At 44.1% G+C, this 14,573-nt stretch carries 16 protein-coding genes and 1 pseudogene; 2 read left to right on the top strand and 15 right to left on the bottom strand.

The window, feature by feature from the left end:
- Window positions 1-213 precede the first annotated feature (213 nt).
- The 4 genes from Q384_RS05680 to Q384_RS05665 all read right to left on the bottom strand — a co-directional run bounded on the left by Q384_RS05680 (window position 214) and on the right by Q384_RS05665 (window position 4,556).
- Complete coding sequence (locus Q384_RS05680; RefSeq protein WP_037586502.1) at window positions 214-804, bottom strand: FMN-dependent NADH-azoreductase; 591 nt, start codon at window positions 802-804, stop codon at window positions 214-216.
- Between the two features lie 199 nt (window positions 805-1,003).
- The gene (locus tag Q384_RS05675) at window positions 1,004-2,194 is read right to left on the bottom strand and encodes a phosphoglycerate kinase (RefSeq protein ID WP_037586501.1); all 1,191 of its coding nucleotides are present in this window, start codon (window positions 2,192-2,194) and stop codon (window positions 1,004-1,006) included.
- A 276-nt stretch (window positions 2,195-2,470) separates the two neighbouring features.
- Entirely contained in the window at window positions 2,471-3,940 is a 1,470-nt protein-coding gene (guaB, locus tag Q384_RS05670) for an IMP dehydrogenase (RefSeq protein WP_037586500.1), read from the bottom strand.
- 64 nt (window positions 3,941-4,004) lie between these two features.
- Entirely contained in the window at window positions 4,005-4,556 is a 552-nt protein-coding gene (locus tag Q384_RS05665) for a hypothetical protein (protein WP_037586499.1), read from the bottom strand.
- A 686-nt stretch (window positions 4,557-5,242) separates the two neighbouring features.
- On the opposite strand from Q384_RS05665, the gene Q384_RS05655 reads away from it, so the two are divergent.
- Window positions 5,243-5,692, top strand: coding sequence for a DUF4124 domain-containing protein (locus tag Q384_RS05655; protein WP_037586497.1), 450 nt, complete (start codon window positions 5,243-5,245; stop codon window positions 5,690-5,692).
- 261 nt (window positions 5,693-5,953) lie between these two features.
- Window positions 5,954-7,147, top strand: a complete 1,194-nt coding sequence (locus Q384_RS05650; RefSeq protein WP_037586496.1) for an amino acid aminotransferase — start codon at window positions 5,954-5,956, stop codon at window positions 7,145-7,147.
- A gap of 133 nt (window positions 7,148-7,280) precedes the next feature.
- Here Q384_RS05650 and Q384_RS05645 read toward each other — a convergent pair whose 3' ends face one another.
- The 11 genes and pseudogenes from Q384_RS05645 to Q384_RS05595 all read right to left on the bottom strand — a co-directional run bounded on the left by Q384_RS05645 (window position 7,281) and on the right by Q384_RS05595 (window position 14,562).
- Window positions 7,281-8,009, bottom strand: coding sequence for a carbonic anhydrase (locus tag Q384_RS05645; protein ID WP_037586495.1), 729 nt, complete (start codon window positions 8,007-8,009; stop codon window positions 7,281-7,283).
- A gap of 345 nt (window positions 8,010-8,354) precedes the next feature.
- The gene (locus Q384_RS05640; protein ID WP_037586494.1) at window positions 8,355-8,846 is read right to left on the bottom strand and encodes a peptidylprolyl isomerase; all 492 of its coding nucleotides are present in this window, start codon (window positions 8,844-8,846) and stop codon (window positions 8,355-8,357) included.
- 68 nt (window positions 8,847-8,914) lie between these two features.
- Window positions 8,915-9,895 carry a class 1 fructose-bisphosphatase gene (locus tag Q384_RS05635; RefSeq protein ID WP_037586506.1) on the bottom strand — a complete coding sequence of 327 codons (981 nt, stop codon included), beginning with the start codon at window positions 9,893-9,895 and terminating at the stop codon, window positions 8,915-8,917.
- 75 nt (window positions 9,896-9,970) lie between these two features.
- Window positions 9,971-10,600: an RDD family protein gene (locus Q384_RS05630; protein WP_037586493.1), complete on the bottom strand. Its 630-nt coding sequence runs from the start codon at window positions 10,598-10,600 to the stop codon at window positions 9,971-9,973.
- Window positions 10,601-10,709: 109 nt separating this feature from the next.
- Window positions 10,710-11,042, bottom strand: a pseudogene (locus Q384_RS05625) (RDD family protein); the annotation flags it as partial.
- 20 nt (window positions 11,043-11,062) lie between these two features.
- The gene (locus Q384_RS05620) at window positions 11,063-11,374 is read right to left on the bottom strand and encodes a hypothetical protein (protein WP_037586492.1); all 312 of its coding nucleotides are present in this window, start codon (window positions 11,372-11,374) and stop codon (window positions 11,063-11,065) included.
- A 14-nt stretch (window positions 11,375-11,388) separates the two neighbouring features.
- Entirely contained in the window at window positions 11,389-11,946 is a 558-nt protein-coding gene (locus Q384_RS12900; protein ID WP_084224409.1) for an RDD family protein, read from the bottom strand.
- A gap of 117 nt (window positions 11,947-12,063) precedes the next feature.
- Window positions 12,064-12,699 (bottom strand): RDD family protein, encoded by a 636-nt coding sequence (locus tag Q384_RS05610; protein WP_037586490.1) that lies wholly within the window; start codon window positions 12,697-12,699, stop codon window positions 12,064-12,066.
- Complete coding sequence (locus tag Q384_RS05605; protein ID WP_037586489.1) at window positions 12,699-13,337, bottom strand: RDD family protein; 639 nt, start codon at window positions 13,335-13,337, stop codon at window positions 12,699-12,701. Before Q384_RS05605 ends, Q384_RS05610 begins: the two co-directional genes overlap by 1 nt.
- Complete coding sequence (locus Q384_RS05600) at window positions 13,337-13,993, bottom strand: RDD family protein (RefSeq protein ID WP_037586488.1); 657 nt, start codon at window positions 13,991-13,993, stop codon at window positions 13,337-13,339. The genes Q384_RS05605 and Q384_RS05600 overlap by 1 nt, the downstream gene beginning before the upstream one ends.
- Entirely contained in the window at window positions 13,993-14,562 is a 570-nt protein-coding gene (locus tag Q384_RS05595) for an RDD family protein (protein WP_037586487.1), read from the bottom strand. Before Q384_RS05595 ends, Q384_RS05600 begins: the two co-directional genes overlap by 1 nt.
- Between the last annotated feature and the right edge of the window lie 11 nt (window positions 14,563-14,573).

Below are 14,573 nucleotides of genomic sequence, written 5' to 3'. Positions count from 1 at the left end.
TGGCATTAAAGTACAGCGATTACTGGCGGCTACCTCTGATAATTACCGTGAGCAACTACTGAAACTGTGTTAAATCTTTCATGCGATTGCCCTGAATAAGTAGCTGAAACAACATTATTATGGGGTGTTGAAACCCAATACCAACACAGCACACGCAAGTAAAGCAGTGCTGCAATGGCTTTCAACACACCTGCAATAAAACCAACAGAATAATTAAGCCGTTAATTCATCAATGCGTTTACCCGCTTCTGCCATGGCGGCTTCGGCTTTGTACGCCAAACCTTCGGCATAGACAAAGTGCAGATTGGTTAAACCCAAAAAGCCCAGAATCTGTCTGAGCCACGGCACCATGGTGTCATTGGGGGTGTCGGCATATTCACCGCCGCCGGTAACGAAAATATACACAGGAATATTCGGCAGCAACCCCTGCGGACCTTTTTCCGTATAACTGAATGTAATGCCCGCTCTGCCAATGTAATCAATATAGCTTTTGAACGTGGCAGGTGCTGTGAAATTGTAACGCGGCAAACCGATAGCCAAATAGTCTGCATTTTTTAATTCGGCAATTAACTCATCAGACAAAGCAATGGCGGCGCGGCGTTCTTCATTGTTATTCACACCGACACGAATTGCGCCCACGGTATCGCTGTTAAGCATGGGAACTTGTTGGGCGTTTAAGTCGCGCTCAATGACTTGCGCACCCAGCCATTTGGATTGGCTTTTGGCAATGAATTCGTCCAGCAATTGGTTGGAAAAGCTGCTGTCGCCGTTTACTGAAGTGCGTAAAACCAATAATGTACTCATTTTGATGTTTCCTTATGTTTGAAGGCTGCCTGAAGCACTCTCAGGCAGCCTGGTTTAAAATCATTTAGCAATCTGTATTGTGATGAATCGTTTAACAGCAAAAACAATGCCGTACTTGTCTTCTCAATAAGTTAAGTTAAGTTTTTTGAATTTCAGGCTGTCTGAAAACAAACAGAGATAATGACGCATATCCTCGTTTTCACTGTGCCGTTTTCCGGTAACACGCTTCCAATGCCGCAACGGCAGGCAGCGTTTTGCCTTCTAAAAATTCCAAAAATGCACCGCCGCCAGTGCTGATATAACCGATGCGCTCGGAGACACCGAATTTGGCAATGGCAGCCAGCGTGTCGCCGCCGCCGGCAATTGAAAACGCGCCGCTGTCGGCAATGGCATTCGCCAGCACACGCGTACCGTTGGCAAACGCATCAAATTCAAACACGCCTACAGGGCCATTCCAAACAACCGTTCCCGCGCCTTGCAGCAATTTCGCCAAATTTTCAGCAGATACCAAACCAATATCCAAAATCATGTCGTCTGCTGCAACATCTTTAATATTTTTCAGGGTTGCGGGCGCATCGGCAGCAAAGGATTTGGCGCACACCACATCAACAGGCAGCGGCACTTGTCCGCCTTTTGCCGCCATTTTATCCATAATCCGCTGCGCTTCGTCCGTTAAATCGGCTTCTGCCAAAGATGCGCCAATGGCATAGCCTTGCGCCAGCAAAAATGTGTTGGCAATACCGCCGCCGACAATCAGCATATCCACTTTGTCTGCCAAACTTTCCAGAATGGTGAGCTTTGTGGATACTTTGCTGCCCGCCACAATCGCCGCCAGCGGACGTTTGGGGTTTTGCAGGGCTGCGCCCAGTGCTTCCAATTCGGCAGCAAGCAAAATACCGGCACACGCCAGCGGTGCGGCTTCCGCCACAGCGGCGGTAGAGGCTTCGGCTCGGTGTGCTGTGCCAAATGCGTCATTCACATACACATCGCATAAAGCGGCATACGCCGCACCCAATTCGGCATTATTCTTCTTCTCGCCTTTGTTTAAGCGCACATTCGGCAGCATTGCCACCGTACCGGCAGCCAAGACGGGCTTTTGATCATGCCAATTTTCCAGAAGGGTAACGGGTTGTGCCAATAATTCACCCAAGCGTGCGGCAATCGGCGCAACACTGTCTTCAGGCTTGGGTTCACCTTCAACGGGGCGGCCCAAATGTGTCATCACAATCACCGCCGCGCCTTGGTTTAAACAAAAACGAATGCTGTCTAAAGAAGCGCGGATACGGGTGTCATCGCCGATGATGCCGTCTTTTAAAGGGACGTTCATGTCGGCGCGGATTAACACGGTTTTATTGGATAAGTTTTGGTTGGTGAGTTTGTGGAATAACATGATGATTGGTTGGTTTGGTTGTGGTTTTTTGTCAGAAAATGATTGGGGGAGAAATCGGGCAATATTGTACCGCATCGGCAACAATCTGTATTTTTATCATGATGAATGAGATTTTTTTGTTGCTTACCGAACAGCCGAATGAACAACGATGACAACAAGCCGTTTCATCAACGCAATCAGACAAAAATGAGGCAAATTAACAGGGAACTTAAGCCATTTTTCAGATTTCAGGCTGCCTGAAAATCACAAAACCATTTCAGGCAGCCTGATTGATGATTACCGCACCTGATAATTCGGTGCTTCCTTGGTAATTTGCACATCATGCACATGAGATTCACTCATGCCTGCCGAAGTAATTTCCACAAATTCGGCTTTTTCGTGCATCAATGCAATGGTGCTGCAACCCACGTAGCCCATACTGGAGCGCAAGCCACCCACCAATTGGTGGATAATTTGCATGATTTGTCCTTTATACGGCACACGGCCTTCAATGCCTTCGGGAACAAATTTATCGGCATTCGCTTCGTTGTCTTGAAAATAGCGGTCTGATGAACCTTGGCTCATCGCGCCCAGCGAACCCATGCCGCGATACGATTTATACGAACGCCCTTGGTATAACTCAATTTCACCCGGTGCTTCCTCAGTACCGGCAAACATGCCGCCCAACATCACTGATGACGCACCCGCCGCCAAGGCTTTGGCTAAGTCGCCGGAAAAACGAATACCGCCGTCGGCAATTAAAGGAATACCGGTGTTTTTTAAGGCAGCCGCCACATTGTGAATAGCAGTTAATTGCGGCACGCCCACGCCGGCAACAATCCGCGTGGTACAAATAGAGCCGGGTCCAATACCCACTTTCACCGCGTCCGCACCCGCCGCCGCCAAATCCAGCGCGGCTTGTGCGGTGGCAATATTGCCGCCCACCACATCTACCTGCGGATAATTTTGTTTCACCCAGCGCACCCGATCCAATACGCCTTGGCTGTGCCCGTGCGCGGTGTCCACCACAATCACGTCCACACCGGCGGCAACCAATGCGGCAACACGCTCATCGGTATCTTTGCCCACGCCAACCGCCGCACCCACGCGCAATCTGCCGTCTGAATCTTTATTGGCATTGGGAAACGCCGTGGTTTTGAGAATGTCTTTAACGGTAATCAAACCTTTCAGTTCCCAATCGGTGTTGACCACCAGCACCCGTTCGATTTTGTGTTCGTGCATCAATTCCCGCGCTTCATCAATACTGGTGTTTTCCGGCACCGCCACCAATAATTCACGCGGAGTCATAATGCCGGACACCGGCTGATCCAATCGTTTTTCAAACCGCAAATCACGGTTGGTAACCAAACCGATCACCCGTCCATTGTCCACTACCGGCAAGCCGGAAACTTTGTATTTACGGTCTTTCTGTTTTAATGCCAACAATTCACCCACCAATAAATCAGGGCCAATCGTGGTGGGTTCTTTCACCACGCCGCTTTCATGGCGTTTTACCTTAAACACCGCATTGGCTTGCCGCTCAACGCTCATGTTTTTATGAATAATACCGATGCCGCCTTCCTGTGCCATAGAAATTGCTAATCTGGCTTCGGTTACCGTATCCATCGCCGCTGATACCAAAGGTATGTTTAAGCTGATGTTTCGGGTCAGGGCGGTTTTTAAAACAACGTCGCGCGGCAGCACTGTGGAGTGAGCGGGTACGAGCAAGACGTCGTCAAAAGTGTAGGCTTTTTCGACTATACGCATGGTTTAAGACTCTTTTCAGTAGAATGAGACATTGGTGAATCGGGATGAATTCATGATTTTACTTTCAAGGCGCAATCCTTTTCATGGGCAAACCAAAAGCGCCGCCGGTTACGCCAATCATTGAAAACTCATATAGCATAAACTCCTCTATTTTTTGCAATTCTTCCACGGCGACTTGTTCCTTCCATCCGTGTGCCAGATATTCGCTCAAATCGGTCAGTTGTTCCACAGTAGAGGTGCTTAAATCTACGCGGGTCAGGGAGAGATTATCATTCCATCTCAAACTGCATTTTGTCTTGCCGCCGAAATATTCAAAAAATACATTCGGGCTATTGACGTTGTACAGTTTCATTTGCGACACATTGCCGCTGACCGCACCCGTTGAAGTGATTGCATTGTCTTTGATTGCAAGGGTGAAAGCTGGATTTCCTGCAACATAATCCGGATCAATGAACACATCTATCAATTCCCTGAAATTTGCTGATTGCAGCAGATCGACAACCGCATGGCTACCAATCATCTCGTGGCATGCTTGGGGAAGCGCGTCATCTTCTGCGTAGGCAACCGAAATCATGGGGACACAGAGGATGGCTATAAAAATGGACTTTACGGACATGTTTTTTACCTTCCCGAATTTGGGTATATATCGGGATTATATGAACAATATTTTGCAGAAATATTGGCGGCAGTCTGTTTCTCTTGGGTGTGTATCAGCGATACCACCAAATATTGCCCTGCCACGGGCATACACACAATATCGGTGAATTGAAACGGCTTGATTCGGTGGTTTTTGTGCAAGAAAAAATATTTTACGGTTACCGCCTCTTACGTGCCTGCCTTGGCGGCGGTTAAATCTAAAGTTTTTATTGAATCAGACAATCCGCCTAGGACTTCATATTTTGTTATTATAACAAACCATTGCTACCGATGTCATACCGCAAATTCTTGCCTGACCACCTTGGCTTTAAATACAGCCGCCGCCCAAAGCCTCTTTTCGGCTGCCGAGAATATGCCGCTGCCGCCGTTGATTTGCCTATCAAAAAGCTTCTGAAATTACCCTCTGATCATGATTTGCCGCGTTTTGGCTTATCACCTCAATTGACAATTATTATCTGACTTGCAACAGTCAAAACCTCTGTCCTTGTATTGTGCAAAATTAAAAACAAACTGTCTGAAATGATAACAAAAAACAATAAAAAAGCAGAAAACAGGTTGTTTTGTCTTGTTTTTTCAGGACAGAGGCGTACAATTTAACCTTACTTATTCTTTCAACACTTCAGCAAAAGGGTTTTAGAAATCAATATGAAACTCAATACATTACGCATATCATTCGCTTGTTTTATTTCGCTCACAGTCGGGTGTGCCGCTGCTGATGTTTTTTCATGGAAAGAGGGCGGACGATCAACTTATTCAGATGTGCCCCGCAATATGCGTCCTGCCGACAGCCAAATATTTAATGCACGCACCCTCACCACGTCCGATGCCGTGAAAAAAGCAGAAGAGCCGCAGAATCCCCAATCGCTGGCAGATCAACAATTGGAACTCAGTAAAAAATTAGCGGCACAAAACAAAGCCACTGAAGAGAATAATGCCAAAATCGAAGCAGAAAACCGTTTGCGCGAGCAAGCTCAAAAAGAATCGGCTTGCAAAACCGCACGGCTCAATTTGCAAAATGCACAAAACGCCCGCAGTGCCAACCGTGAGCAAATGATTCAGACTTTCCAAGAGCAAGTAAATAATTATTGTGAATAATTTATTTTCAGGCAGCCGTTATCACCATAATTCATGCCATTTAAGCGGCACATCATTTTATACATGCGGTTTTTATGTGCTTTGATTTGGTGATAAGAGGTTATTATTTTGTGGTCATTGCTTCTTGAGAAGACGGCTGCCAATATAAATTATTATTTCGCCATGTTTGTATCTGTATTTACCCATAATTAAGGCTGCCTGAAAAACACAAATCAGGCATCCATTCATCATTTTCCCATTCAAAAAAAAGGATTTATCAATATGTTTCAACATGTCGAATTTTATGCCGGCGACCCGATTTTGGGTTTAATGGATAAATACAAAGCCGATGAGCGCAGTCAAAAAGTGAATCTCGGCGTGGGGGTGTATTACGATGAAGAAGGTCGCTTGCCGGTGTTGGAATGTGTGAAAACCGTTGAAACCCAGTTGGCAAATCCACCCAAACCGCGCCCCTATTTGCCTATGGACGGCTTACCCGGCTACCGTGCTGCCTGCCAGCGTTTACTGTTCGGCAGCGATCACATCGCTGTTAAAGAAAAACGCATCGCTTCCACTGCCACTTTGGGCGGCTCGGGTGCATTGTGTGTGGGTGCAAATTTTATTCACCGCTGGTTTCCGAAAGCCCGCGTGTTTGTGAGCGATCCGACTTGGGGCAACCACATCGGTATTTTTGAGGGTGCGGGCTTTGAAGTCGGCAAATATCCGTATTACAACCCTGCCATCATTGGTGTACGATTTGATGAAATGTGCGCGTTTTTGCAAGAATTGCGCGAAAACGATGTGGTTTTACTGCACCCCTGTTGCCACAATCCAACCGGCGTGGATTTAAGCCGTGAGCAATGGGATCAGGTATTAAACATCATCAAAGAAAAAAAACTGATTCCGTTTATGGATATTGCTTACCAAGGATTCGGCGACGATATGGACAGTGATGCTTATGCCATTCGCCGTGCGGCAGATTTGGGATTGAGCCTGTTTGTGAGCAATTCATTTTCTAAAAATTTATCACTCTACGGAGAACGTGTGGGCGGTTTGTCCGTGGTTTGCCCCAGTGATGAAGAAGCGCGCCGCGTGCAAGGTCAGCTGCAATTTACCATACGCCGCATTTACTCCAGCCCGCCGTCGCACGGCGGTTACGTGGTGGACGGCGTCATGAATGATGAAGCCTTGTTTACACAATGGGTAGGCGAAGTATATGTGATGCGCGACCGCATTCGCGACATGCGCCAAAAACTGCAAGACGCATTGAGTGAAAAACTACCTGAGCGTGATTTCAGCTACTTTACCAAACAGCGCGGCATGTTCAGTTTTACCGGTTTAACACCCGAACAAGCAGAACGTTTGCAAAAAGAATTCGCCGTGTATATCGTGAGCAATGGCCGCATGTGTGTGGCTGGCTTAAACAGCAAAAACATTGATTATGTTGCCGCTTGCATGGCAGAAGTATTGAAATAATAAAAATTGAAGTATCCAAAAAAGTAAGCGCGGATTGGCTGTCGGCTGCCGCGCTTGCTTTCTTTGTCTGATGCGGCAATGTATAAACATATCTTACCGCACTATGTTAGCGAATTGATGTGGTTTAACCGCTTCAATTACTCAAAATTACCCTGCCATTGAGCGGGCGAATCGGGCGATTATTGTTTTTCGGCAAATGTGCTTTAATATCATCAATTTCTTCTTCTGTTAACGTAATCGGCGTTTTAAAAATAATCCAAGTTACCTTTTCTGAACAAGGCGGTGTGGTTAATGACCCGCTGTATGTATAGTAAGACTTGTCTTCAGGGTATATATGTTCCGGATTAAAAGAAATATGAGTCTCTAGTTTTTCCTGTTTTGCCATGGATTTAAAGATTTTTAATTTTTGAAACTCCTGATTGGTTTTGCCCTCTTTTACCAAAACACCAATCACCAGGACATCACCGTTTTTTGCCTTGTGCACAAAATGTAATTCCAAGGGATAGCGCACCCGCTCTATTGTATGCTCAGCCTCTTCATGGGCATGAAACTGCAACAACTCATAAACTTTACCATCGTAAGTAATGGAGCTGCCTTCTTTAAAATCAACCTGCAGCGTATGCCCATTGTCCACAATATCTATCGTTTTACTATTGCTTTCATTAAAAATGATTTTTGGCAATTCTTTTTTAACAACCGTATTGGCAATGTTTACGGGGGATTGTTGTGTCCCTGTGCCGCATTGCTTTTCCAATTCACCCCAATGATCAGGAGCACCTTCTCCTTCATAGCCCCAATGGACATCATGCGCAGAAACATTTAAAGAAAATAAAATACCTGTTAAAAATAATAACTTATTCATTTAAAACACCTCATCAGTTATGTAATGTAAATGTGTTTGAAATGTTACTCTTTTCATTTAAATTAAGTATTGTTATTTATAATTACAAAATTAACAATAACTATAATATTATTTTTTCAAAAAACAATCATGACCTATTCAGCAGATTTCAGATAATTAGCCTTAGATAAATTAGCAGCGGGCATGAAAATTAAACAAGCAGCCACCAAGATGAATGTGAAATTTTACAAAATGCAGCTGTTTAGCACATTGCCGTGATTGCCCTTTCAATCACAAATAAAATAAAGGCTGCCTGAAACATTTTTTCAAGCAGCCTTTATTTTTTGATATTCAATAAAAAACCATTCAAACAATTTCGGCTTTTTCAATCACCACCGCCTCAACAGGCACATCTTGATGCCCTGCGCGGCTGGTGGTTTTCACGGCTTTAATCTTATCCACCACATCTTGCCCTTCAATAACTTTACCAAATACGGCATAGCCCCAATCGTGCAGATTGGGCGCGGTGTGATTGAGAAAACCGTTGTCTTTCACGTTGATAAAAAATTGTGAACCGGCTGAATGCGGTTGCATGGTACGCGCCATGGCAACCGTGTATTTGTCATTTTTTAAGCCGTTGTTGGCTTCGTTCTCAATCGGCTCGCGCGTGTCTTTTTGGTGCATATCCGCATCAAAACCACCGCCTTGAATCATAAAATCGCTGATAACTCGATGAAAAATAGTTCCTTCATAAAAACCGTCGCGCACATATTGTTCAAAATTAGCAGCGGTTTTCGGGGCGCGTTCGTGGTCTAATTCAATACCGATAACACCAAAATTGGTGTGTAATTTAATCATAGTGGCTTTCTCCGATTGATGTTCGGTTGTGTGTAATAATCAATTGATTTCGGTTCATAATCTGTTTTTCAGGTAGCCGCGTGTTTTGCGGTTACATATTCCACTTCTTCTGCGCTGCCCAAAATAACAGACACACGCTGATGCAAACCTTGCGGCACAATGTCCAAGATATTTTGGTGTGCATCAGTAGCCAAGCCGCCGGCTTGCTTAATGAGTAAACTCATGGGGTTGGCTTCGTACATCAAGCGCAATTTGCCGGGTTTGTTTGGATCACGCGCATCTTTGGGATACATAAATACACCACCGCGCATGAGAATGCGATGCACTTCCGCCACCATAGATGCCACCCAGCGCATATTGTAGTCTTTGCCGCGCACACCGTTTTTACCTGCCAAAAGTTCGGCAATATAGGTTTGTACAGGGGCTTCCCAATGGCGTTGGTTAGACATATTAATGGCAAACTCACGGGTCTGCGGCGGCACGGCGGGATTAATCTGTGTGTTTACAAACACACCTTCTTGGTTGAGTGTGAACACAGCAATGCCGTGATTAAGCGTCAGCACCAACAGGGTTTGCGGACCATACAGCACATAGCCCGCAGCCACTTGCTTACTGCCCGCTTGCAGAAAATCGGCAGTATTTAATACGCCTTCAGATTTTGCCAACACCGAAAAAATCGTGCCGATGGAAATATTGACATCAATATTGGACGATCCGTCCAACGGATCAAACAATACCAAATACGCGCCATTTTGATTGGCGGCAACAAAGTTATCTTCTTCTTCACTCGCCAAACCCGCCACCGCTGCACATTGACTCAAGGCATCAATCAGAATGCGATTGGCAATCACATCTAATTTTTTCTGCTCTTCGCCTTGCACATTGCCGCTGCCGGCACTGCCCAGCACACCGTTTAATGCACCCAAGCGCACTTGTTGGCTGATGTGAACACACGCTTCGGCAATGGCGGAAACAACCGCAGCCAAGTTTTCAGGCAGCCTATGGGTGGTGGTTTGCTGATGCAGATAATCTGATAAAACGACGGACATACCGCTCGCTCCAAAAATAAAAATACAGTAGCCATTATAGCAAACCGAAGCAAAATACAGTGCCGGCAAACCGTGCTATCTTTTTTTCTCTGCTTTCACCACCAGCGTACCCGCCAAATAATCTTGTAAAGTGCGCCGCCATGTTTTGGTTTGAAACAGCATAATCAAGCAAATCAGCCAAGGAGTCCAGCCAATCGCCACATTTACCATAAGTGGTACGAAACCATAACCATTGTTAGAAACACCAGAAACACCAGAAACAGCACCAACAAAACCAGCAACAAAACCAATAATAGAAGCAATAAAACCAACAATCAGAATAAAAACCACTTCACGCAGCAACACAGTGCCGACAAATCCCGGGTTCTCACCATTTGACTTGATTACTTTAATGCCGACAATCCGTTTTCCGATGGATTGCCCGTATTTACTCATCCACACCAACTGCCAAATACAATAAGGAATATACAATACACCAATCAAGACAGCGCCATGAAAAAAAGATATCGGAGTATCATCCGCATAACCACCTCGTGAAGCCGCAGCTTGTTTATAGATACCAACCACAATAAATGCAAAAGGAATCAATAGCACTGCCATATTGATTATATTATTCAAAACATACGCCCCGATTCTCTCGCCCGCGCTTGCCAGTTCTACTTCCAACTCTTGCTCCGGTATTTGTGTCCTGACTGATAAAGCCATGTGATTTTCCTTTTCCACGTAACACGGTTAAAAATAACAGATAAGCCGACTAAATCTGCAAAAAACAGCAATACAATACGGCAGCCTGTTTTCATCAAAGCAGAAAGTATTATCTGCTTTTCTCAGCTTTCACCACCAGCGTACCTGCTAAATAATCTTGCAGCGTGCGCCGCCATATTTTGGTTTGATACAGCATGCCAAAGCAAATCAACCAAGGCATATAGACAAGCCAGATCATGGTACGCAGGTTAGCAACAATGGTATCGGTATCAGCACCATTGAAAAAAACAGTAGCAATGATGCTGACAACAAAGCCGATAATCAGATAAAAAACACATTCACGCAGCAACACATTGCCGACAAATCCGGGATTTTTACCATTTGACTTGATTACTTTAATGCCGACAATCCGTTTACCGATGGATTGTCCGTATTTACTCATCCACACACACTGCCAAATAATCAACCCAAAAAAACAGCAATAGTAGCCAATACAGCGATACTTCTCTCAATTATGTCTATAAACTTAAAACCAAATATCCACGCAAATGTTATCGAAGCACCCCATATAAAATTGATTACCTGATTCAAAGCATACGCCCCGATTCTCGCACCCGGGCTTGCCAGTTCTACTTCTAATTCTTGCTCCGGCATTTGTGTGCTGACTGATAAAGCCATGTAATTTCCCTTTTTCACGTAACACAGTTCAAAAACAACAAGCAAGCCAATTGAATCAGCAGAAAATAGCAATGCAACGCGGTTGCCTGTTTTCATCAAAGCAGAAAGTATTATCTGTTTTTCTCTGCTTTCACCACCAGCGTACCCGCCAGATAATCTTGCAAAGTGCGCCGCCATGTTTTGGTTTGAAACAGCATCACCAAGCAAATCATATACGGAATATTGGCAAGCCCGTTCAATATAGATGATTCGGTATCAAAACCATTGAAAAAAATAACACCAATAATGCCGAGAATAACGCCGATAATCAGGTAATAAACTATTTCACGCAGCAACACATTGCCGACAAATCCGGGATTTTCACCATTTAGCTTGATTACTTTAATACCGACAATCCGTTTGCCGATGGATTGCCCGTGTCTGCTCATCCACACACATTGCCAAATAATCAACCCAACAAAAGCAACGATAGCGATAGTAGCCAATAAAACGGCACTTTTCCCATTAACGCCTGTTGATGGACTAGGTACCACCGAAAGTATTATCGCAGCACACACGACAACAAGGATTGCATAATTCAAAATAAACGCCCCGATTCTTGCACCTGGGCTTGCCAATTCCACTTCTAATTCTTGCTCAGGCTCTGGCAAACTGATTGGTAAAGTCATCTGATTTCCCTTTCAAAAAATTGAATTTTTATTATTACATACAGCGCAATAATTGAATATGACAGATTGAACAAAGCGGTCAAACAAATTGCTCTTTTTTCACAGCGGCAAACCGTGTTACCTTTTTCCCCCTGCTTTCACAACCAGCGTACCTCCCAAATAATCTTGTAACGTACGCCGCTGTGTGTTGGTTCGATACAACATAATCAAGCAAATCAACCAAGGAATATTGTTAAGTCCGTATATGACAGGAAAATTAGCGGCAGAGGCAGCGGGATCAATACCTACTAAAAAAAACAGTATGCCAATGCCAAAAAACCAAGGAATACTGTAGAGTCCACGTACGAGATGCAGACCAGCGGCAGTGGAATCAGCATTCAGCATGGCAATACAGAAAATAAACCCCAAAATAATCAGATAAAAAACACATTCACGCAGCAATACATTGCGGATAAACCCGGGATTTTCACCATTCAATTTGATTACTTTAATGCCGAAAATACATTTTCCGATGGATTGCCCGTATTGACTCATCCACTTTATTTGCCAAATAGAATAAGTAATGGCTACCAACAACCAAAAAGGAATAAGCGGAAGCATATACATAAATCCTGCTATCATGAATACGGAAATAGATATCATTACAAAATTGATTACCATATTCAAAGCACACACCCCAATCCTCGCAACAGGGCTTGCCAGTTCTACTTCCAATTTTTGTCCCGGTTCTTGCATACCAATGGATAAAGCCATTATTGACCTTTCTTTACTTTCACAACCAGCGTACCTGCCAAATAATCTTGCAAAGTACGCCGCTGTGTTTGGGTTCGGAACAACATAATCAAGCAAATCAACCAAATCAACCGAGGAATATCGTAAAGTCCGTACATGACAGGCAGATTAGCGGTAGTGGGATAAATATCTACTAAAAAAAACAATATGGCAATGCTAAAGAGCCAAGGAACACTGTAGAGTCCACGTATGATATTCAGACTAGCGTCAGCGGAATCAGCATTCAGCATGGCAATGCAGAAAATAAACCCAAAAATAATCAGATAAGAAACGCATTCACGCAACAATATATTGCGAATAAATCCGGGATTTTCACCATTCAGCTTGATTACTTTAATACCGAAAATACATTTTCCGATGGATTGTCCGTATTGACTCATCCACTTTATTTGCCAAATAAAATAAGTAATGGCTAACACGCAACCAAGAGGAACAAGCGGAGGCATATACATAAATCCTAACATCATGAATGAGGAAATGGATACCATTATAAAATTGATTACCATATTCAAAGCACACGCCCCGATTCTCGCAACAGGGCTTGCCAGTTCCACTTCCAATTCTTGTTCCGACTCTTGCGTACCGATGGATAAAGCCATTATTGACCTTTCCTTGCTTTCACAACCAACGTACCTGCCAAATAATCTTGCAAAGTGCGCCGCTGTGTGTTGGTTCGATACAACATAATCAAACAAATCAACCAAGGAATATTGTTAAGTCCGTATATGACAAGCAGATTAGCGGCAGCTGGATTAGTACCTACTAAAAAAGACAGTATGGCAATGCCAAAAAACCAAGGAATACTGTAGATATGCAGGCTAGCGGTAGCAGCATTAGCATTCAGCATGGCAATACAGAAAATAAACCCAAAAATAATCAGATAAAAAACGCATTCACGCAGCAATACATTGCTGAGAAATCCAGGATTTTCACCGTTTAACTTAACTACTTTAATGCCAAAAATACGCTTACCGATAGATTGCCCGTATTTGGTCATCCATACCAACTGACAAACACCACAGGAAAGCCACAAAAAAAGCAAGAAAAAATATGAAACATATAGCGCAGCACTGATTGCAGCAACAGTACCTGTCATCGCATGTGCAATCATCAAAAAATTAAGAGTAGATATACTAAATAACAATACAGAATTGATTATCACATTCAAAATAAACGCCCCAATCCTCGCAACAGGGCTTGCCAGTTCTACTTCCAATTTCTGTTCCAGCTCTTGCGTACCGATGGATACAGCCATTATTGACCTTTCCTTGCTTTCACAACCAGCGTGCCTGCCAAATAATCTTGTAACGTACGCCGCTGTGTTTGGGTTCGAAACAACATAATCAGGCAAACTAAAAGAGGAAAACCAAGCAATGAAACAGTCCAAGTACGCTCTTCAAATCCAAGGTTGGCTAAGAGAAACACCACTATCCGAAGAAAGCCCAAGCTGATTACATTAAAACTCACTTCACGCAGCAACATATTGCTGAGAAATCCGGGATTTTCACCATCTAAGCTGATTACTTTAATGCCGACAATTCGCTTACCGATAGATTGCCCGTATTGACTCATCCACACCAACTGCCAAATACCATAAGCAATAGGCAGCAACAAAACAAGGGTAAGCCATCCTGAAGCAGCATCTACATCACCACCTCGTGAAGCTACATATTTAAAACCTTCTGTAATCACACCTGAAAAAATAAGCACCACGGCAAAATTGATTACCATATTCAAAACGTACGCCCCGATTCTTGCGCTCGGGCTTGCCAATTCAACCGCTAATTCTTGCTCAGGCTCTGGCAAACTGACTGGTAAAGTCATCTGAATTTCCC

The sequence above is a fragment of the Stenoxybacter acetivorans DSM 19021 genome (assembly GCF_000745895.1).
Taxonomy (GTDB): Bacteria; Pseudomonadota; Gammaproteobacteria; order Burkholderiales; family Neisseriaceae; genus Stenoxybacter; species Stenoxybacter acetivorans.
Note: the sequence above shows the minus strand (reverse complement) of the source record. Positions and strands in the feature narration are given on the sequence as shown.

Excerpts from the sequence above, each read along its gene's own strand:
- Q384_RS05650 (WP_037586496.1), top strand. The coding sequence starts at position 5,954 with ATGTTTCAACATGTCGAATTTTATGCCGGCGACCCGATTTTGGGTTTA.
- Q384_RS05610 (WP_037586490.1), bottom strand. The coding sequence starts at position 12,699 with ATGGCTTTATCCATTGGTATGCAAGAACCGGGACAAAAATTGGAAGTA.
- Q384_RS05675 (WP_037586501.1), bottom strand. The coding sequence starts at position 2,194 with ATGTTATTCCACAAACTCACCAACCAAAACTTATCCAATAAAACCGTG.
- Q384_RS12900 (WP_084224409.1), bottom strand. The coding sequence starts at position 11,946 with ATGACTTTACCAATCAGTTTGCCAGAGCCTGAGCAAGAATTAGAAGTG.
- Q384_RS05620 (WP_037586492.1), bottom strand. The coding sequence starts at position 11,374 with ATGAAAACAGGCAACCGCGTTGCATTGCTATTTTCTGCTGATTCAATT.
- Q384_RS05635 (WP_037586506.1), bottom strand. The coding sequence starts at position 9,895 with ATGTCCGTCGTTTTATCAGATTATCTGCATCAGCAAACCACCACCCAT.
- Q384_RS05605 (WP_037586489.1), bottom strand. The coding sequence starts at position 13,337 with ATGGCTTTATCCATCGGTACGCAAGAGTCGGAACAAGAATTGGAAGTG.
- Q384_RS05640 (WP_037586494.1), bottom strand. The coding sequence starts at position 8,846 with ATGATTAAATTACACACCAATTTTGGTGTTATCGGTATTGAATTAGAC.
- Q384_RS05600 (WP_037586488.1), bottom strand. The coding sequence starts at position 13,993 with ATGGCTGTATCCATCGGTACGCAAGAGCTGGAACAGAAATTGGAAGTA.
- Q384_RS05645 (WP_037586495.1), bottom strand. The coding sequence starts at position 8,009 with ATGAATAAGTTATTATTTTTAACAGGTATTTTATTTTCTTTAAATGTT.
- Q384_RS05680 (WP_037586502.1), bottom strand. The coding sequence starts at position 804 with ATGAGTACATTATTGGTTTTACGCACTTCAGTAAACGGCGACAGCAGC.
- Q384_RS05655 (WP_037586497.1), top strand. The coding sequence starts at position 5,243 with ATGAAACTCAATACATTACGCATATCATTCGCTTGTTTTATTTCGCTC.
- Q384_RS05595 (WP_037586487.1), bottom strand. The coding sequence starts at position 14,562 with ATGACTTTACCAGTCAGTTTGCCAGAGCCTGAGCAAGAATTAGCGGTT.
- Q384_RS05630 (WP_037586493.1), bottom strand. The coding sequence starts at position 10,600 with ATGGCTTTATCAGTCAGGACACAAATACCGGAGCAAGAGTTGGAAGTA.
- guaB (WP_037586500.1), bottom strand. The coding sequence starts at position 3,940 with ATGCGTATAGTCGAAAAAGCCTACACTTTTGACGACGTCTTGCTCGTA.
- Q384_RS05665 (WP_037586499.1), bottom strand. The coding sequence starts at position 4,556 with ATGTCCGTAAAGTCCATTTTTATAGCCATCCTCTGTGTCCCCATGATT.